18 protein-coding genes and 1 tRNA gene are annotated in these 18,793 nt (G+C 58.4%); 8 read left to right on the top strand and 11 right to left on the bottom strand.

Features of this window, described 5'->3' with window-relative positions; all coding sequences use genetic code 11:
• Window positions 1-114: 114 nt before the first annotated feature.
• Complete coding sequence (locus tag INR77_RS12155; protein ID WP_223071299.1) at window positions 115-1,734, bottom strand: S1C family serine protease; 1,620 nt, start codon at window positions 1,732-1,734, stop codon at window positions 115-117.
• A gap of 82 nt (window positions 1,735-1,816) precedes the next feature.
• Here INR77_RS12155 and ada point away from each other — a divergent pair, with 82 nt between their 5' ends.
• From ada to INR77_RS12135, 4 genes are all read left to right on the top strand, one after another.
• On the top strand, window positions 1,817-2,875 hold the full coding sequence (gene ada, locus INR77_RS12150; RefSeq protein WP_223071298.1) for a bifunctional DNA-binding transcriptional regulator/O6-methylguanine-DNA methyltransferase Ada: 1,059 nt from the start codon (window positions 1,817-1,819) through the stop codon (window positions 2,873-2,875).
• Window positions 2,876-3,076: 201 nt separating this feature from the next.
• Window positions 3,077-3,559 (top strand): rRNA maturation RNase YbeY, encoded by a 483-nt coding sequence (ybeY, locus tag INR77_RS12145; RefSeq protein ID WP_223071297.1) that lies wholly within the window; start codon window positions 3,077-3,079, stop codon window positions 3,557-3,559.
• Window positions 3,560-3,612: 53 nt separating this feature from the next.
• Window positions 3,613-4,557, top strand: a complete 945-nt coding sequence (locus INR77_RS12140; RefSeq protein ID WP_223071296.1) for a hemolysin family protein — start codon at window positions 3,613-3,615, stop codon at window positions 4,555-4,557.
• A 93-nt stretch (window positions 4,558-4,650) separates the two neighbouring features.
• Complete coding sequence (locus INR77_RS12135) at window positions 4,651-5,535, top strand: LysR family transcriptional regulator (RefSeq protein ID WP_223071295.1); 885 nt, start codon at window positions 4,651-4,653, stop codon at window positions 5,533-5,535.
• Here the strand turns inward: INR77_RS12135 and INR77_RS12130 are convergent.
• From INR77_RS12130 to INR77_RS12100, 7 genes are all read right to left on the bottom strand, one after another.
• Window positions 5,532-6,422, bottom strand: coding sequence for a 1-acyl-sn-glycerol-3-phosphate acyltransferase (locus INR77_RS12130; protein WP_223073552.1), 891 nt, complete (start codon window positions 6,420-6,422; stop codon window positions 5,532-5,534). The two genes, INR77_RS12135 and INR77_RS12130, sit on opposite strands and share 4 nt — an antisense overlap.
• 82 nt (window positions 6,423-6,504) lie before the next feature.
• Window positions 6,505-6,927, bottom strand: a complete 423-nt coding sequence (locus tag INR77_RS12125) for a Fur family transcriptional regulator (protein ID WP_223071294.1) — start codon at window positions 6,925-6,927, stop codon at window positions 6,505-6,507.
• Window positions 6,928-7,111: 184 nt separating this feature from the next.
• Entirely contained in the window at window positions 7,112-7,549 is a 438-nt protein-coding gene (locus INR77_RS12120; RefSeq protein ID WP_223071293.1) for a MucR family transcriptional regulator, read from the bottom strand.
• Between the two features lie 133 nt (window positions 7,550-7,682).
• The gene (locus INR77_RS12115; RefSeq protein ID WP_255573770.1) at window positions 7,683-8,192 is read right to left on the bottom strand and encodes a GNAT family N-acetyltransferase; all 510 of its coding nucleotides are present in this window, start codon (window positions 8,190-8,192) and stop codon (window positions 7,683-7,685) included.
• Window positions 8,189-8,824 carry a tRNA (adenosine(37)-N6)-threonylcarbamoyltransferase complex dimerization subunit type 1 TsaB gene (gene tsaB / locus INR77_RS12110; RefSeq protein ID WP_223071292.1) on the bottom strand — a complete coding sequence of 212 codons (636 nt, stop codon included), beginning with the start codon at window positions 8,822-8,824 and terminating at the stop codon, window positions 8,189-8,191. The genes INR77_RS12115 and tsaB overlap by 4 nt, the downstream gene beginning before the upstream one ends.
• Window positions 8,825-8,879: 55 nt before the next feature.
• Window positions 8,880-9,488 carry a malonic semialdehyde reductase gene (locus INR77_RS12105; RefSeq protein ID WP_223071291.1) on the bottom strand — a complete coding sequence of 203 codons (609 nt, stop codon included), beginning with the start codon at window positions 9,486-9,488 and terminating at the stop codon, window positions 8,880-8,882.
• Entirely contained in the window at window positions 9,488-10,072 is a 585-nt protein-coding gene (locus INR77_RS12100; protein WP_223071290.1) for a NifU family protein, read from the bottom strand. The genes INR77_RS12105 and INR77_RS12100 overlap by 1 nt, the downstream gene beginning before the upstream one ends.
• 108 nt (window positions 10,073-10,180) lie before the next feature.
• Between INR77_RS12100 and INR77_RS12095 the strand changes: the two genes are divergently transcribed.
• The 4 genes from INR77_RS12095 to INR77_RS12080 all read left to right on the top strand — a co-directional run bounded on the left by INR77_RS12095 (window position 10,181) and on the right by INR77_RS12080 (window position 16,308).
• Window positions 10,181-13,207, top strand: coding sequence for a pitrilysin family protein (locus INR77_RS12095; RefSeq protein WP_223071289.1), 3,027 nt, complete (start codon window positions 10,181-10,183; stop codon window positions 13,205-13,207).
• A 116-nt stretch (window positions 13,208-13,323) separates the two neighbouring features.
• On the top strand, window positions 13,324-14,715 hold the full coding sequence (locus tag INR77_RS12090; protein ID WP_370632218.1) for a class II 3-deoxy-7-phosphoheptulonate synthase: 1,392 nt from the start codon (window positions 13,324-13,326) through the stop codon (window positions 14,713-14,715).
• A 53-nt stretch (window positions 14,716-14,768) separates the two neighbouring features.
• Window positions 14,769-15,317: a hypothetical protein gene (locus INR77_RS12085; protein ID WP_223071288.1), complete on the top strand. Its 549-nt coding sequence runs from the start codon at window positions 14,769-14,771 to the stop codon at window positions 15,315-15,317.
• Window positions 15,318-15,348: 31 nt separating this feature from the next.
• Complete coding sequence (locus INR77_RS12080; protein ID WP_223071287.1) at window positions 15,349-16,308, top strand: NAD(P)/FAD-dependent oxidoreductase; 960 nt, start codon at window positions 15,349-15,351, stop codon at window positions 16,306-16,308.
• A 7-nt stretch (window positions 16,309-16,315) separates the two neighbouring features.
• On the opposite strand, the gene INR77_RS12075 is transcribed toward INR77_RS12080, so the two are convergent.
• The 3 genes from INR77_RS12075 to yghU all read right to left on the bottom strand — a co-directional run bounded on the left by INR77_RS12075 (window position 16,316) and on the right by yghU (window position 18,790).
• Window positions 16,316-16,390, bottom strand: a tRNA-Gln gene (locus tag INR77_RS12075).
• A gap of 57 nt (window positions 16,391-16,447) precedes the next feature.
• Window positions 16,448-17,836 carry an MFS transporter gene (locus INR77_RS12070; protein WP_223071286.1) on the bottom strand — a complete coding sequence of 463 codons (1,389 nt, stop codon included), beginning with the start codon at window positions 17,834-17,836 and terminating at the stop codon, window positions 16,448-16,450.
• A gap of 84 nt (window positions 17,837-17,920) precedes the next feature.
• Complete coding sequence (yghU, locus tag INR77_RS12065) at window positions 17,921-18,790, bottom strand: glutathione-dependent disulfide-bond oxidoreductase (protein WP_223071285.1); 870 nt, start codon at window positions 18,788-18,790, stop codon at window positions 17,921-17,923.
• Between the last annotated feature and the right edge of the window lie 3 nt (window positions 18,791-18,793).

Genomic DNA, 18,793 nt, shown 5'->3' with positions numbered 1-18,793 from the left:
ACGCGCAAGCGGCTTGCGCCGCTCGCTCCAATTGGTCGCGGCATAGGCCGCGACGGCCGCTTGGCCTTGCGGACCGCCTTGGCGGTCCGTTTGGTTCGTAATGACGGCTAGGGCTTACTCACCCACCCCAAACTCTTCATCAAACGCTGCGCCCAGCGCGCCGCCAATGCCGCCTGCTTTCTTCGTCTCGCACGAGTAAACCAAGCGCTCATTAGGGCGGTCCGGCAGCATGGCAATCAGCGCGGATTGCTGTTCACCCAGAACGCGGGCTGCATCGGTGACACCGCAGGCAGGCGGCGTGTATTCGCGGCGTGCGGCTCTTGCTGCTTCCATTTCAGAGCGGCTCAGCAAATAGCGATCCGTGCGATAGGTGCGGGTTTCCGGGTCATAGGTGCTGACCGAGACAGCCGCCTCGGACGAGGGTACAAACACGCGGGTCCATTCACCGCCCACCATGCCATATTGCGTGCGCTCATTGACGCAGCCGCCCGCTTGCCAATCGAATTCGACGTCATCGGTGCGCGCGCCCGTAATCCGGCTGCGTTCGGGGACAAGGGTGCAGATCAATGTACCATCGGCGGCGGCCTGTGCGCCCGGAACACTTGCATCCGCGCCCTCAGTCTCACCCATCAAAATCGCCACGCGCTCTTCAATATCGGCATAACTTGGGCGCGTGATCCACACGAACACCGCCCCGATCAAAGATGCAGCCGCAATCGCAGCGGCGATCAGGGCGCGCTGCTGATTCTGAGGCTTGTCCGCAATGCCAGCGCGCAATTGTCCCGCCGCATAGCCTGCGCCAATCGCCACCAGCAAAAGCACCATCGCAAGCGCCATCGCATTGTCACGTTCATCGAGGATTTCGATCTGCGCCTGCATTTGCGCAGCAGCACGCTTTTCCCGCAATTGTTCCTTGCGCGCTTCCATCCGCGCTTCGGCTTCGGCGCGTTGTTGCTCGAACCGGGCGCGCTCTGCTGCGTTCAGATCATCAATCGAGGTGCAGGGGAGCGCATTGACCGACGGTTCAATCCCGTTTTCGCGCAAGAAAGGCAAGAGCTCGCGCAGAGATACCGCGAAGTAGAACTCCGCATCAGAGCCCCCTGAATCCGCGCCAAAGCTGTTCACACCGAGCACGCGCCCGCATCCATCAAGCAGCGGGCCGCCCGAATTGCCACGCGCAATGGGCGCTGTGTGAAGGATGGTGTCAAATTGGCGGGAAGGGCGCTCGCCGGACAGGAAGCCGCGCGATTTTACCGGAGGCTGCGCGCGGAAAATGTCGCTGATCTCCAGCCCTTGGGCCAGGTCCACATTCATCGGATAGCCGACGGCTGACACCTCGCCCAGATTGGCTCTTCCCCCGCCAGAGAGGGTCAGGGGCGGCAGGTTCAAGCTGCCATCGTTAATCTGCAACAGCGCCAGATCGTTGCGCGGCGATACGGCGACGGGCCGCGCAAAAGTGCCCGCATCCCCTTCGCTTGGGACAATGCCGATTTTGAGCGTGTCGTCGACCAGCGCCTCGCGGATGACGTGGGCGTTGGTGACGATCATGTTGGGAGCTACGGCAAAGCCGCTGCCGTGAGTGATAGGCGCTGCCTCCTCACCCCCCTGATCGATCAGCACAACGCGCACCACACCGCGCGCCGCTGCGTCAATGTCGGAAGGGTCAGCCTGCGCGGCTGTGGATAGCGTCAAAAGCGCTACAAGGCCCCAAAGATTACGAAAAATTCTGCTCATTGTCCGCGCTCTTTAGTCCTGACCCAACATTGACCGCAAGCTTCGGGATGCGTTTAAGTCGCGCAAGAGGCACCATGCGCGCATGACGAATTCAACCAACTTGACTGACGAGGATCGCTGGCAGGCGGTTTTGGAGAAGGACCGCCGCTTTGACGGGGCGTTTATCACCGGCGTTCACTCAACCGGCATTTATTGTCGCCCTTCGTGCCCTGCGCGCAAACCACTGCGCAAAAATGTGATTTTCTACGCCAACGCCGCCGATGCTGAGGCGGCTGGATTGCGCCCCTGCAAGCGATGTTCACCCAATACGCAAAGCGCGGAGGAAGCCTGCGTAATCGCTGCGATTGCTGCGATCCGGGCGCGCATCGCGCAAGGGAAGGGGGCTCTAACGCTGGATGAGCTTTCCGATCTAACAGGCTATTCCCCCACCCATTTCCAAAGGCTTTTCAAACGCACCGTGGGCCTTTCCCCGGCGGCTTTCGCGCGGGCCTTGCGCGAAGAAAAAGTGCGTGAAGCCTTGGGGGAAGGGGTGAATGTCACCGATGCGCTTTACAAGGCGGGCTATTCGACGCCTTCACGTTTTTACGCCGATACAAAAGGGCGATTGGGTATGACAGCGAGCGACTGGGCCAATGGCGGGGAAGGCAAGCGGGTTTACTGGAGCGTGATCGACACCTCGCTTGGCGCGATGCTGGTTGCGGCGACTGAAAAGGGTGTGTGCTGCCTTGCCTTTAATGAGGGCGAAGCGGAACTTCGCGCGCGTTTTCCCAAGGCCGAAATTGCCGAAGCGGGCAGCGATTTCAAAGCCTTGTTCGACCAAGTTGTCGCAGCTGTTGAAGAGCCCGCCCACGACAATTCGCACATTCCCCTCGACGTGCATGGCACCGCGTTTCAGCAGAAATGTTGGGAGGCGCTGCGCCAAATTCCTGGGGGCGAAACAAGAAGCTATGGCGAGCAAGCCGCCATGCTTGGTAATCCCAAGGCAAGCCGCGCGGTCGGCAGCGCCAATGGAGCCAACAATATCGCCGTTCTCATCCCCTGTCACAGAGTGGTGCCAGCTAGCGGCGGGGTGGGCGGCTATGCTTATGGCCCTGAGATCAAGGCGGAGTTGTTGAAGCGCGAAGGTGGCAAGCTACTGTAAGGAAAAGCGCGGGTGGGAATCCAACTTGGCGCTTTCCTAACCGCGTCCACTTCCTCTAAGGCGCGTGCTCGATGAGACAGCCACACCGCCTTTTTTCTCTGCATTTTGCCATGATGTCGGGCGGCGGAGGTTTTTCTGCCTTTGAACAGTGTCTCAAGTGTCTCAAACGGGGGATAACCCTTTGTATTGACGAGCACGCGCGTGGAACTTGAGATTGATATTGAAGGCTGGCCGTCTGGTGATTGGGAAGGGCTGGCGAACCGTGCGGGTGAGGCTGCGAGCGATGTCGCGCCTGAGCTTTCCAATGAACGCTTGCTTGTCAGCGTTATTTTCACCTCGGATGATGAAGTCCACGCGCTTAATCGCGAATGGCGGGACCGCGACAAGCCAACCAATGTCTTGAGCTTCCCTATGTTGGAGCGTGACGCTCTGCTGGACCTTGCCACCGACGGCCCGCCCGAAATGCTGGGTGACATCGCACTCGCCTTTGAAACCTGCGCGCGCGAGGCGACGGAAAAAGGGGTTCCGCTTGACCATCATGCAAGCCACCTCATCATCCATGGCCTGCTTCATCTTGCGGGGCACGATCATGTCCACTCTGATGAAGAAGCCGAAGCGATGGAAGCTTTGGAGCGACAAGCTCTTGCCAAACTTGGTATAGCGGACCCATATGGTGATCGATAAATCGCGCCGCCAAGACGGTGCGACCAGTGCACGGAGGACACCTCGTAGGCTTCATGGCCGACAATAATAATGCTGCCGCAGGAGATGCGGAGAGTAGCGGGGGGCTTTGGCCCCAGGTGAAAAGACTGGTCGGGCTTGGGTCCGATACACGCTCGCTTCGCGCGCAGCTTGAAGAGCAGATCGACGCCCACGAGGGTGAAAATGGCGACAGCCAGGGCGAAGCAGGCGAGGATAGCAGCAGCACCAGCGGCGATTTGTCCCCGGTTGAGCGGCAAATGCTGCGCAATCTCTTACACTTTTCCGATCACGATGCCGACGATGTGGCAGTGCCGCGCGGCGAGATCATCGCCGTCGATGCCAGCATTGCATGGGACGAATTGGTCGCCGCTTTTGCCGAGCATGGCCATTCGCGGATGCCGGTCTATCGCCACACTTTGGACGATGTGATCGGCATGATCCACATCAAGGATGTCTTCGCCTATCTCGCCAACGGGAAAGCGCCCCCGCGCGACTGGACCGTGTTGATGCGTCAGCCGCTTTACGTGCCCCAAACGCGCGGCGCCCTCGATGTGCTGGCCGATATGCGCGCACGCCGGGTCCATCTGGCAGTGGTTCTCGATGAGTTTTCAGGGACCGATGGCCTTATCACGATTGAGGATCTGGTAGAGGAAATCGTCGGCGAGATCGAAGACGAACACGACGAAATGCCAGAGGAATGGATCGCACCCATCGGTGAGGGGATGTGGGATTGTGATGCTCGCGCAGAGCTTGAGGATGTGGCAAAAACGGTCGACCCGCGTCTTGCCGAAGTCGAAGAGGCTGTCGACACTTTGGGCGGGCTTGCCTTCGTTCTCGCCGAAGCGGTGCCTTCGGTCGGGACCATGCTGGAACATTCGAGCGGCTGGCGCATTGAAATTCTGGCAGGCGATGAAACCCATGTGAAACGCCTGCGGTTGCACGCCCCAGCGACCGATCAAGCCGACGAGGAATTGCAATAATGTCACCCGATACGTGATTTTTGCAATTTCCCTTCCCTTTTTTGCATCCTTTTGTGGCCCCCGCCGTAGCTCTTTGCAAAGGAGCTGATTCAAATGCCGTCACGTCGTCTGCCCCCTCTTCGCGCTCTCGAAGCGTTCATGCGCACTGTGCGCCTAGGCTCTGCTCGCGCAGCTGCTGAAGAGATTGGTTTAAGCCCGTCTGCCTTGTCGCGCCGGATCACCAATCTTGAAGAGTTCGTGGGCAAAAAGCTGTTCACCCGCGCGCGCCAGTCGATGCAACTGACAGATGAGGGGCAGGCATTTTTCGAAGCGGTGAACCCGCATATGGAAGCGCTTGCCCGCGCGGTGGAAAGCCAGTCGGACAATATCGCGCTGCTTCGCCTGCGCCTCGGCGTTCTGCCGATGTTCGGCTCGCAGCGGCTCTTCCCGCGCCTTGGCGAATTGCGCAAACGCCACCCGCTGCTTCACATCGACATCGACACAGCACCGCACCTTGAAGACCGGGTGGGTGATACGCTGGATGCAGCGATCATCCTGTCGCCTGGTCCTGCGAGCGGGCTGCACGCGGTGCGGCTTGACCACAACCTTGTCCATGCGATCTGCTCACGGTCTGCTGCCGGAGTGATCGGGGAACAGATGAATGAAGAGGTGCTCGCCAAGCAGACCTTCCTCATCCACAATGAGCTTCCTGAAAGTTTTGTCGCGTGGAAGAAAGCGAATGATCTTGAAGATCTGGAGCCAGCGGCAATTGATCACTATGATTCAGGCGCTTTGATGCTTGAAGCCGCCGCGCAAGGGCTCGGTATTGCGATCATGCACGATGATCACTTGCGCAGAGCTGGCGACAGTCGGTTGACCAATCTGCCTGGTCCAGAGGTGCACAGCCCCTATAGTTATTGGTTCGTGTGCAAACCAACCGCGCTTGAGTCGCGGCCCGTGCGCCTGTTCCACGATTGGCTGGTAAGAGCGGGACTCTAAAGTCTTGTAATAGAATGCTCTTTAGCCTTCTCATCCGCTTCATAGCGGATCGGCGGCACATCATGGGCAAAGTTACGCAGCGGCTTTCCCAGCGCCTCAAGCAGAGCTTCCTCGATCCGCTTGCGCCCTTCATTGCCAATCGCCTTGCGCCCGCGAAACTCAGCCGGGCTGAAGGGTTCCAGAAAGTGGATATGAACAGGAAAGGTGCCCTTGCGCGCAAGCACACGTTTGGCGTTGTTCAACCCGCCTTCTTCTCCGATCCAGCCGATCCATTCGGCCACCTTGCCATAGTCAATCAGCACGGGCTGAACCATGACGCCGGGGGGCGGAGGCTCAAGAACCGAGAGCATACTGGTCTTGAACGGGAGCAGAGATTGCCCGTCAGTGGTGGTCCCTTCGGGAAAGACAGTGACTGACCAATTGTCAGCAAGCGCCTCTTTCAGCGCGTTGATTTGTTTGGCCACGCTCAAACGCTCTTCGCGCTTGACGAAAACCGTGCGGTTCATCTTTGCAAGCCAGCCGACAACGGGCGCTTGCTCCAACTCTGCCTTGGCAACGAAAGCCGTGCCGCAAGCACCAGCAAGGGCAAGGATGTCGAGCCACGAAATATGGTTGGCGATATAGAACACATCGCGTTTGAGATGCGTACCGTGGATCTTGACCTTGGCGCCCGAAATGCGCGCTGCAAAACGCAGGAACCACATGGGAAAGGGCGAGCCATAGACAAAAATGCGGACAACATAATGCAGCGGCACCATCACAATAATCAGCGATGCGAGCAGCACGGTCCGGGCGATGATCCGCACCCACCCGGCAAAGGATATGGGGGTCGTCTCACCGCGCGCTGCCGCGACACGCAGCGCCCAGGCTGCATCGTCACCGCGCATCACCGCGCTCGTTACAGGTTCGCCGCCTTGTGCCGATGCGCTGCCTGAGGGCTGATCATGTCCCATTGAACGTGCAGTCCGCTCAATCTTCGCGTGACAGTCGCACGCCGTACAATTCCATGCGGTGATCGACGAGGCGGTAGCCAAGCCGTTCAGCGATCTGTTTTTGCAGCGCTTCGATTTCGGGATCGACAAATTCGACCACCTTGCCGGTTTCCACATCAATCAGGTGATCATGGTGCGCCTCTGGCACTGGCTCATAGCGCGAACGCCCGTCGCCAAAATCGTGGCGGTCGAGAATGCCCGCCTCTTCAAACAGGCGGACCGTGCGATAGACCGTGGCAATCGAAATCTTGTCATCAATCGCTGAGGCGCGCTTGTGCACGAGTTCCACATCGGGGTGGTCTTCGCTATCGGAGAGCACTTTTGCAATCACACGGCGTTGTTCGGTGATGCGAAGGCCCTTTTCGGCGCACAATTGTTCGAGATCGATTTTCTGGCTCACGCCAAGGCATCCTTATAAAGGCACTGGTCATACCAGCCGGGGGGATCTCCCCTCCTTTACCGACGCTTGGTCAAATGCTCAAGTTTTTGGCCTGTTGAAGATTTTGTCATCAGGCCAAGACGCAAAGGCATCACTCCGCCTCGCAAGGCGGGTGATGTCTTGGGTTGCGTTTTTGCAGATACGCTCAGGCGGCTTTGCGGCCCCCACGAGATGAGCCAGGCTTGCGGCCAAGGCCGATCTTCTTGGCGAGATCGCGGCGCTTTTCGGCATAGTTGGGAGCGACCATCGGATAATCTGATGGCAGGTTCCAACGCTGACGATATTCCTCAGGCGTCATGTTGTAATTGGTGCGAAGATAACGCTTGAGCATTTTGAGCTTTTTGCCGTCTTCGAGGCATACGATGTAGTCAGGCTTCACCGAAGCGCGCACGGACACCGCCGGCTCTGGCCGCTCCTCGACCGTTTCGGTTTCTTCACCCAAGCCAGCAAGGGCACCGTATACATTTGTGATCAGTCCGGGCACCGCATCGACGTCAACGCTGTTGTTGCTGAGGTGAGCTGCAACAATGTCGCTGGTTAGCGTTATCAACGTCTCTTTCATCTCTATGTCCAAATCTTGCATGAGTTCCTCGTTTTTTGTTCGGATTTTTCCGATGAACTCTCGCATGGCTCACCGGGGGAAACTTGGCAAGTATGCTGGTCACTTGCGGCGCAATTTATTCGCAGTCTGTCCAAAAACTGGATACAATTGCGGATTAGATTGAACAGCCGAAAGTAATGGCATCGATCCTTTCGCCTGTCGTGGTCCGATAATATTCCGGCCGCTCGCCAATCGGTTTAAATCCAACTTTCTCATAGAGATGGATGGCCGGATTGCCCCGGCGCATTTCGAGGAAGATGCGAGCAATACCTTCGCTTTTGGCGCGTTTGAACAATTGCTGGATGAGCGCTTCGCCAATTCCCCGGCGGCGGAAATCAGGGCTGACGGCAATCAGGAGCAATTCCTCCTCATCGGCAGCTTTTCGGGTCAAAACAAAGCCGGCAGGTGTTGCTGCGCCGCTTTGTGCCGAGTCGTCAGCGATGGTCTGGCCATCGCAATCGACCACCAGCGCGCGTGTGGAGGGCATTGCAAGCGCATCTGTAATCTGCCTCACATTCCACGCTTCGCCATAGGTTGGATCAAAGGCAGCCTCCATAACCTGCATGATGCGCGCGATATGAGGGGCGAGCGGAGGGCTTGGCGCAGTGTTCATGGGTTTGCTCATGAGGGCACTTTACTCGCCTGAGGTTTTGCATCAGGCGCGCGGCCATAAATTGGCGCACAATCGCTGGTGAACCGACTTTCATGCAGCAGATGGGCTGCGCTGGCATCGGGAAGCAGGTCGAGTGCCAACCGATTATCATCGAACATCGCTGCAAACTCTTGCGCGCGGTTGCCGACAATGACGTCGTGCGCGCCAGCGGCCATGGCGGCCTCGGGCGTTAATGAGCGAGCCGGACCTTCGGGACTGTCGTGGGTGAAGTTCTGGACGAACCATTCGCCGTGTCCGCCATTCATGCATACGGTCACCGGGCGAGGGGTGGGCTGCCATGCGCGAGCGGCGACAAGGGCAAGCGTGGGATAGCCCAGCACCTCAGCCCCCCATGCAACACCAAGCGCGCGGGCAGCCGCAATTCCGATGCGAACGCCGGTAAAACTGCCCGGGCCAAGCGAGACGAGAATTCGGTCTGCTCGCCCTTTATCGGGCAGCGCCTCAATCATCGGGATAAGCCGCTCTGCATGACCGCGCCCCATGACACGGTGGTCGCTGGCCAGTTCTTTGTTTCCATCAAACAAAGCGATCGAACACGCCTCGCTGGCGGTGTCGATTACAAGAGTGCGCTTGGATACATCCATGCCAATGCCCTGCCAAAGGCGGGGCGGGCTCGCAAGTCACTCTGAGATTCGCTGCTCACACAATTTGATTGAATTTGCCAAATTCGGGGCGCGGAGAGCGGTCAAAGACGCTGTCTGGATCGCCATAGCCAATCGAGCAAATGAAGTTCACCCGGTGGCGTGGATTATCGGCAAAGAAGGCTTCATTCACCTTGTCCGCGTCAAAGCCGGACATCGGCCCGCAATCAAGCCCAAGGGCGCGCGCGGCAAGGATGAGGTAGGCCCCTTGCAGCGAGGAATTGCGAAACGCGCCTTCCTTGCGGCCCTCTTCATCGCCTTCAAACCAGCTTTTGGCATCGGTGTGCGGGAAGAGCCATGGCAGTTCCTCGTGAAAGTCGATGTCATAGCCGATAATGGCGGTGACAGGTGCGGCCACGATTTTGTCGGCGTTTCCTTCCGAAGCAAGCCCGGCCAGGCGTTTTTTCTGCTCTTCTGATTTCACCCACACAATGCGAACCGGCTGCATATTCGCAGACGTCGGAGCCATCTTCATCAAGTCCCAGATCGCGTGCAATTGTTCGTCAGCAACCGGCTTGTCGAGCCAGTCATTGTAAGTGCGCGCTTCGTTGAAAAGTTGGGCAAGAGCCTCGCTGCTCAGGACTTGATCGTGAAATTGCTGGGTCATCAGGCTGCTCGCACTTCTGTTACTTCGGGGATGTAATGGGTGAGAAGGCTTTCAATGCCTTGTTTCAAGGTCATGGTGCTCGACGGGCATCCGGCACACGCGCCTTGCAAGGTGAGATAGACCACCCCTTCGGAAAATCCGCGATAGGCAATATCGCCGCCATCGCTGGCAACAGCAGGGCGAACGCGCGTTTCGAGGAGCTCATGGATCGAGGCGATGATCTCGGCATCTTCCTCGCGGTCTTCGACCATGGGGGTAAGATCTTCTTCGGCAGGAACCGCAATGCCATCCGCGCTGCCGCCTTTGAACAGGGGCGCTTCTGAGACAAAGTGATCGAGCAGGATCGTCACCACCTCAGGTTTCAAAGCGCTCCAATCGGCGCCCGGTGCGGCGGTTACGGTCACAAAGTCATAGCCGTAAAAGACATTGACGACCTCGCCTGTGTTAAAAATCGCCTCTGCCAAGGGGCTGGCTTCGGCCGCTTCATGAGAGGCAAATTCCCTCGTGCCAGCGGGCATCACAGTGCGTCCGGGCAGGAATTTGAGGCTGGATGGGTTGGGGGTGCGTTCGGTTTCGATAAACATGGATCAGGAAATAGGGTGCGTTCCTGCGCGCGGCAAGTGAGCCAAATCTTTCTTATCTATCTGCGCATTCACTGGTCCTTCATCGCTTGCGTCCTTATAATGACGCTTATGAACTTTTTTCTTCGGGCCAGTGCTGCCCTTTCCCTGATCGCCGCTCCCTTCGCCCTGTCCGCGCCCGTGAGCGCGCAGGACGCGTTACAGGATGTTTTGCTGTCGAGCCCGCTTGCAGGCTACGACGTGCCCGAACCAAAGGCGGTTCAGGGCGAGGATGAGACACCCTGGCTCTATGAAGGCAGCAACGTCCCGGTCGACCGCGACTGGGTGTTTGGCAAGATGGACAATGGCGTTCGCTATGCCGTGCGTCGCAATGGGGTGCCGCCCAATCAGGTGTCTATCCGGGTGCGCATTGACGCTGGTTCCCTGCATGAGCGCGACAGCGAGCAAGGTTATGCCCACCTTCTCGAACACCTTCTTTTCCGCGAAAGCACGCACTTGGGAAAAGCCGAAGCGATTGCCGCATGGCAGCGTTTGGGCGCGACTTTTGGTGCGGATGCCAATGCAGAGACAAGCCCGACGCACACCGCCTACAAACTCGATATTCCCGACATCGGTCCGGAAAAGCTGAATGAGAGCTTCAAGCTTCTTTCCGGCATGGTCATGGGTCCGGTTTTGAGCGATGAGAATGTCGCGAGCGAGCTTCCGATCGTCCTTGCGGAAAAGCGGGAGCGCGGCGGCGCGGCTCTTCGGGTGAGTGACCTTACAAGGCACACGTTCTTTGCCGGACAACGCCTGTCAGAAAGGAACCCTATCGGGACAGAAGAGACACTGACAGCGGCCACAGGCAGCTCTGTGCAGGCGTTTTATGACCGCTGGTATCGTCCCGAAAAGACTGTGATCGTTGTTGTGGGCGATGCAGACCCGATGGTGCTTGCTGGCCTTGTCGAAAAATGGTTCGGCGATTGGGAAGGGACGGGCGAGGCGGGCGTTGCCCCTGATTTTGGCGATCCTGTCGCCCCCGAAGGGGCACCGCAGCTTGACGGCAGCGGGCTCCCCATTGGCGAATTGGCGGTTGCGGTTGAACCTGACCTTCCGCGCAACCTCACCTATGCGATCATGCGGCCTTGGCGTCAGGTTGAGGATACGATTGTATACAATGAAGGCCTGCTGCTTGATGCGCTGGCTCAATCGATCATCAACCGCCGTCTGGAAACGCGCGCAAGGGGCGGGGGCTCCTATCTCTATGCGCAGGTCAATCAGGACGATGTCTCGCGCTCGACCGATGCGACCTTTGTTGCCTTTGCCCCTCTGGGAGAAGACTGGGAAGCGGCGCTTGCCGATGTGCGCGGCGTCATTGCGGATGCGATTGCAAATCCGCCCACTCAGGAAGAGATTGACCGCGAGGCGGCGGAATTCGATGTCGCTTTCGTCAACTCGCTTGAGCAAGCTTCTGTCCAATCGGGCCGTGACCTTGCCGACAATATCGTCAATGCGGTGGACATTCGTGAGACAGTCGCCAGTCCGCAAGTCGTGCTCGACGTGTTTCGCGGGATGCGCGAGCGCATGAACCCGCAAGAGGTCCACGCGCGCACCAAAGCTTTGTTCGAAGGCGATGTCGTGCGCTCTGTCTATGTCACCCCTTCGGTGGGCGAAGCGGACAAGGCGAAGCTGCAAATGGCGCTGGCAAGCGAGGTCAAAGTGGACGACACGGCGCGTCTTGCGGCGAGCTCCATCTCGTTCGACGAGCTGCCCGCGATTGGCAAACCGGGAACGATCAAAAGCCAGGGGCCGCTTGGCATTCTCGACATTCAAAAAGTGTCCTTTGCCAATGGCGTCAATGCGATCCTTTGGGCAAATGATGCAGAGCCGGGCCGTGTGACGGTAAAAGTGCGCTTTGGTGCTGGCTACCGAGCATTTGACAAAGACAGCGCCGTTTACGCCAATCTTGGGCAAGGCGCGCTCGTCGGGTCCGGGCTGGGTGAGCTTGGCCAGAACGAGCTCGACCTGCTCGCTACAGGCCGCAAGCTGGGTTTCAACTTCGATATTGAAGATGCTGTGTTCACTTTCACCGCGCAAACCCGTTCGAGCGATGTGGCTGATCAGTTGTACCTGTTCGCCGCAAAGCTTGGCGACCCGCGCTGGGACGAAGACCCTGTAATCCGTGCCAAAGCCGCCGCAGAGCTCGCCTATAACACCTATTCAACCGGGCCTGCCTCGGTGCTGAGCCGTGATCTGGAGTATCTCACCACCGCTAAAGATCCGCGCTTTGCAATCCCCACGCCTGAAACTCTCGCCGAAGTGACGCCTGAGCGTTTCCGCGAAGTATGGGAGCCGCTGCTTGGGCAAGGGCCGATTGAGGTGCTCGTGTTCGGCGAATTTGATCAGGACGAAATTATCGAGAAGCTGCGCACCACCTTTGGCGCTTTGCCGCAGCGCGCTCCGATTGCGCCTGAAATAGCTGCGCGCGTCCCGTCATTCCCGGAAGGCGTAAACGCGCCGCAGGTTGTCACCCATAGAGGCGATGCCGACCAAGCCGCCGCGGCTGTCGCATGGCCAAGCGGCGCTGGCATGGCGCGCATCCGCGAATCGCGCCAGCTCGAAATCCTCGTACAGATTTTCAGCAACCGCCTGCTTGACGCGATGCGTGAAAAGGCAGGGGCAAGCTATGCGCCACAAGCCTATTCCGATTGGCCAAGCGATGTGAGCGCAGGCGGCAAGATCGTCGCGGTGGCTCAGCTAAAGCCTGAATTCGTGCCCATTTTCTTTGCCGAAGCGCAGAAAATCGGCGCTGATTTGGCCGCCAATCCGCCAAGCGCGGATGAGATCGCCCGCGTGACAGGCCCCCTTGGCCAGCGCGTGCGGCGCGCCTCGACCGGTAACCAGTTCTGGCTTTATAATCTGGAAGGGGCGAGTGATGATCCTCAACGCATTGAGCTGCTTCGCTCGCTGTTGTCGGATTATTCCAACACAACGCCTGAGATCATGAAATTCCTCGCGCAGAGGTATTTCTCAGGCGTTGAGCCGTTCATGCTGGCGGTGCTCCCGGAAGGAGCGGAGCTTGGGGAAATACCTGAGGTTGCAGGGGTTTTTGATGCTCGCGTTGCAGCGCCAGAGCCGGCGGAAGTGACGGGCCGCTGACCTTGCCTGATCGAGTGCATCGAACAGACTGCGCTTGAAATTTAATTGCCCCAAAACAGGGCTATGCTTTACATAAGGAGCTTGCGCGATTAGGCGCGCGCCCGGATTATTAAATAATGGACGAATTTGACGTGGCCCAAAAATGGCAACCAGACAGCTGGAAGAACTTCGAAGCAAAGCACCTGCCTCACTATGAGGATGCAGCCGAACTGGCTGATGCAGAGGCGACGCTTGCTGCATATCCGCCGCTGGTTTTTGCTGGCGAAGCGCGCGCGTTGAAGGCCGATCTTGCCGATGTTGCCAATGGCAATGCGTTTTTGTTGCAAGGCGGCGACTGTGCGGAAAGCTTTGCCGAGTTCCATCCAAATAACATCCGCGACACCTTCCGTGTGCTGTTGCAAATGGCGGTTGTGATGACTTTCGGATCGAAGCGTCCGGTGGTGAAAGTGGGCCGGATGGCTGGCCAATTTGCAAAACCGCGTTCGTCGCCGACGGAGACGCAAGGTGATGTGACACTGCCAAGCTACCTTGGCGACAACATCAACGGGATCGAATTTGACGCTGCACAGCGCCGCAATGACCCAGCGCGTATGGTTCGTGCCTATTCGCAAGCTGCCGCGACGCTTAATCTGCTGCGCGCCTTTGCGGGTGGCGGCTATGCCAACCTTCGCCAAGTGCACCAATGGACGCTCGATTTCATGGGCCGCACCCCTTGGACCGAAAAGTTTGCAGAAACGGCGGACCGTATTGGCGAAGCGCTCGATTTCATGGAAGCGTGCGGCGTTGATCCCAACACCGTTCCGCAATTGCAGGGCACCGATTTCTATACCAGCCACGAGGGGCTGTTGCTCCCTTATGAGCAGGCTATGACCCGCAAGGATTCACTCACGGGCGACTGGTACGCGACATCTGCACATATGCTTTGGATTGGTGACCGCACCCGCTTCCCGGGGAGCGCTCACATCGAATTTGCGCGCGGCATTCAAAACCCGCTGGGGATGAAGTGCGGGCCAAGCCTTGAGCCTGACGCGCTGCTCAAGCTTCTCGATGAATTGAACCCGAAGCGCGAAGCGGGGCGGATAACGCTCATCTCGCGTTATGGCCATGACAAGGTGCATGACGGTCTGCCCAAGCTCGTGCGCGCCGTGAAGGCCGAGGGGCATCCGGTGGTCTGGTCCTGCGATCCGATGCACGGCAATGTCATCAAATCGGAGAGCGGCTATAAAACGCGGCCCTTCGATCGCATCCTCACCGAGGTCAAAGGCTTCTTCGATGTGCACCGCGCAGAGGGCACGCATCCGGGCGGTATCCATATCGAGATGACCGGCCAGGACGTGACTGAATGTGTTGGCGGTGCAGTTGCCATCACTGATGACGCGCTGGGTGATCGTTATCACACGCATTGCGACCCGCGCCTTAACGCTGAGCAATCGCTGGAACTGGCTTTCGCATTGGCTGAAATGCTGAACGCTGAGGTCAGTGAGCAGCGCACTGCCGACGCAGCTTAAGCAGTTTCCACGGGGGGCCTTGCGCGGTCCCTGTCTGCTATAGCGTGGGCGTGATGCCCCCGACCGCACCGTCACAGATTCAGGTCGAAACAGGCGCAGATATGCTGCGCACCATGCTCGATTCTCAAAGCCTTTTGCTGGGCTCGATTGCCTTTGGCATTATCGCAGCGCTGACGGTTGTCCGCGTTTCAGCAAGGCGGCGCAAAGATCGTGCTGCCCGGCGCGAAAGCTACGCGCGAACGCAGGCAATCCATGATTTTTTGAGCACTGTGCGCGCTGACACAGGATCGCCGCGCCAAGGGGTGTGGCATTATGACTTTACCAGCGGCGCGCAGCAGTTCTCCGAAGAACTCAAGGCGCTCGTAAATGACGCTGACGCGCTGAAATCTTCAGGCGTCGATCTCGCCCGCGTTGCGCGCCAGAACAGCGATCTGATCGAGCCTTATGAGGCGACTTTCCACCTGTCAGAGCCAGAGGGCGGCAAGCGTCCTTTCATGCTGCGCGCGTGTAATCTTCGAGATGGCGAGGGTCAGATCAAGCGCGCGGTCGCAATCGTGCGCGAAATCGAGCGTAGGAGTGACGAAGGATCGCCTTCCGATTGAAACCTAAGCGCCGTTTGCGCATTGACCACGCATGGACACATCACACAGCGACATTCTCATCATCGGTGCCGGTATGGCTGGGCTTTCTTGTGCTGGAGCGCTCGCCAAGGCAGGGCGTGCGGTGCGCCTTCTGGATAAAGGGCGCGGGCCCGGTGGGCGCATGGCAGCCAGGCGCGCGCAAATCGGCGGGGAAACAGTGTCCTTCGACCATGGCGCGCAATATTTCACCGCGCGCGACAGCTCTTTCCGCGAAACAGTGGCCAATTGGCACAAAGCGGGCGTTGTTGCCCCATGGCCAGCGGCTGGTGACGACGCATGGGTCGGGGTTCCCGGTATGAATGGCCCCATTCGCGCCATGGGCCTTGAGCGCGATGTGCGCTGGGGCGTGCGGGCCTTGTCATTGAAGCGTGAGGGCAATCTTTGGCACGTGGATGCAGGGGAGGAGGGTTTCACTGCAAATACTGTCCTCGTAGCGGTTCCGGCAGAGCAGGCTGCAGAGCTGCTGACAGAAGTTGCACCCGATCTCGCAAAGGTTGCCGCAAGTGTCGAATCGGCCCCATGTTGGGCGGTAATGGCCGCGTTTGAAGAGCGGCTGGGTATTGAGGCGGATGGCCTTCGCGAGCCAGAGGCAAAAATCTCATGGGCGGCGCGCAATTCGGCAAAGCCAGAGCGTGCGGGCCGCGAAACCTGGGTGCTTCACGCATCGCCAGAGCGTTCAAGAGAGATTATCGATATGCCCAAGGAAGAGGCTGCTGAAGTGCTGCTTGCTGACTTCTTCGCGCAAACTGGCTTGGCTCCCACAGAACCGGTGCATCTTGTCGCCCACCGCTGGCTTTATGCCATGCCTGCATCCGTCAAAGGCGAGGCCGCGCGCTTTGATACCGCGCTCAACTTGGGAATCGCAGGAGATTATCTCCACTCACCGCGCGTCGAAGGCGCATATCTGTCAGGCCGCGCGCTCGCAGAGGCGGTGATAGCAAGCGAGTTGTAAGGAATAGTGGCTGGGGTGGCAGGGATCGAACCTGCGAATGTCGGTACCAAAAACCGATGCCTTACCACTTGGCTACACCCCAGCAGGAGGGGGCGATATAGCGGCATTTCAGCGGATGTGAAGAGCCCAAATGAATAAATTATGTGATCGCCGCGCGGCGGCGTGAAAGTTCGCTCTCTGCCTTGGCCAAAACCTTACGGTTTATCCCATAAAAGACCAGCGCGCCGGCCGCTGGAACAAGGATAGCTGCCGGGATGAACGCAAAGGCAATCTGGATGCCCATAAGCGCAGATTCGCTCTGCTCGCCTTCGGCGACAAAGCCAGTGAGGTCGAGCGCGAGGCCGGGAATAAACGAGCCAAGGCCGACGCCTGCTTTCACCCCGAAGACGGAAGCTGCAATAACCAGAGCGGTCATCTGCCGCTTCGTCTTCCAGTCGATATATTCAGCGATATCGGTGAACATCGAATAGGACAGCACCATCAAAAGGCCAAAGCCAATGCCAATGGCCAGTTGCACCAATGTCTGCGGCCAGACCGCATCAAGGGGAAGGGCGTAGAAAACCATGATAAAGCCCGCCATCGACGCGCCTGCGGTTATCAGCAGATGCGACTTTTCGATTCGGCGCATGAGAAAATTGCCAAGGATCACGCCTGACACCTGACCAATCGCGAGCGCAGTCAGGAATAATGCTGCGCGATCAAAGAAAAGGAAGACGGGCGCTCCCTCATCGCCTGCGACATATTTGAAGAAGAATGGAGCGCTCGACGCGCGCGCAGCGATGGATGTCACCCCAAGAACGGCGGCGATCACGACGGCGATCCACGGGCCGGTGCGCAAGAGCACTTTCAAATCACCTGCAACCGATCCGTTTTGCGCTGTAGGGGGAATGCGTTCTTTGGTGGTGGCAAAAGTGGTAAGCAGGCACGCGACAGAGACGGCTGCAATGCAGGAAATGGTGAGCAGCAGGCCAAGCCGCTCATCCCCGCCGCCAAGCTCGCGCACCAGTGTCGTGCCCAGCGCGCCCACGAGAATGCCGCCGCTCGCTGAAAAGAACATCCGAAAGGCAGTGACGCGCGAACGCTGGTAAGAGGAAGGCGAAATCACTCCCAACAATCCGCCGTAAGGCACATTGGTGATCGTGAAGGCGAGCATACACAAGGAGTATGTCGCATAGGCCCAGATGAGCAGCGCAGTCCCGCCCATGTCCTGAGGCGCGCTGAAGATAAGGATCATGCTCAGCCCCAAAGGCAATGATCCGAACAGGATATAGGGCCGATAGCGTCCCCAGCGCGTGCGGGTGCGGTCGGCGACCATGCCCATGACGGGGTCAGTCACAGCGTCGATAAGCTTGGTGATAAGAAACATGAGGCCGATAGCGGCAGGGGCAAGGCCGCCCAAATCGACGAAGAAATAGAGGAGATAAAAGCCGAAGAAATTGAGCATCAGGCCAGAAGCGAGATCGCCCACGCCGTAACCGAGTTTCTCGCCAAGGCTTATGCGTTCGTCTGGTTTCGCCTGCTGATCCAAATACCAATTCCCTGTTCTTCAAACGACAATGGGCCGGAAGCCTGAAAACTTCCAGCCCATTCGTTTGATCGGCTTGCCCGGCTGTCAGAACGTGAAATCGAGGTTCTTGCCCTCAAAGTCAGCGGGCGAATGGCGTTCGGCGAGTTGCTGATCTTCATCGCCCCACACCTTGTTTACAAGGCGGCCGCGCTGCACGCCGGGACGCTTGGCAATTTCGCGCGCCCAGCGGCCCACGTGGGGGTAATCCTCTTCAATCGAGAGGAACGTCTTGGCATCGTTGTAGATGGTTCCGGCAAAGAACGGGGCGAGCCATGGGAAATTCGCAATGTCGGCAATCGTGTAGTCATCGCCTGCAAGATATTGCGTTTTGGCGAGCTGGTTGTTGGCGACGTCGAAAATCCGCTTCGTTTCCATGGCATAGCGGTTGATCGGATATTCGTATTTCTCCGGCGCATAGGCGTAGAAGTGCCCGAAGCCGCCTCCGATGAAGGGTCCGGTGCCCACTTGCCAGAATACCCATGACAAAACTTCTGCGCGCGCGGCAGGATCGGTGGGGAGGAACTCTCCAAATTTCTCAGCAAGATGGACAAGGATTGCACCACTTTCAAAGACGCGGAATTCTGTCTCGCCGCTTGCGTCCAAGAGGGCCGGGATTTTGGAGTTGGGGTTCACTTCGACAAAGCCGCTGGTGAACTGTACGCCTTCGCCGATGTTGACGGTGTAGGCGTCGTATTCAGCGCCCGCGTGTCCCTTTTCAATCAACTCTTCAAGCATGATTGTTGCCTTCACACCGTTGGGCGTTGCCAGCGAATAAAGCTGAAACGGATTGTCACCGCGCGGCAAATCCTTCTCTTCGCGCGCGCCAGCGGTCGGACGGTTGATGCTTGCAAAACGGCCGCCGCTGACGGTGTCAGCGTTCCAGACGGCGGGCGGGGTGTAGGTTGGGTCAGCCATAAT

The sequence above is a fragment of the Erythrobacter sp. SCSIO 43205 genome (assembly GCF_019904235.1).
GTDB lineage: Bacteria > Pseudomonadota > Alphaproteobacteria > Sphingomonadales > Sphingomonadaceae > Erythrobacter.
Note: the sequence above shows the minus strand (reverse complement) of the source record. Positions and strands in the feature narration are given on the sequence as shown.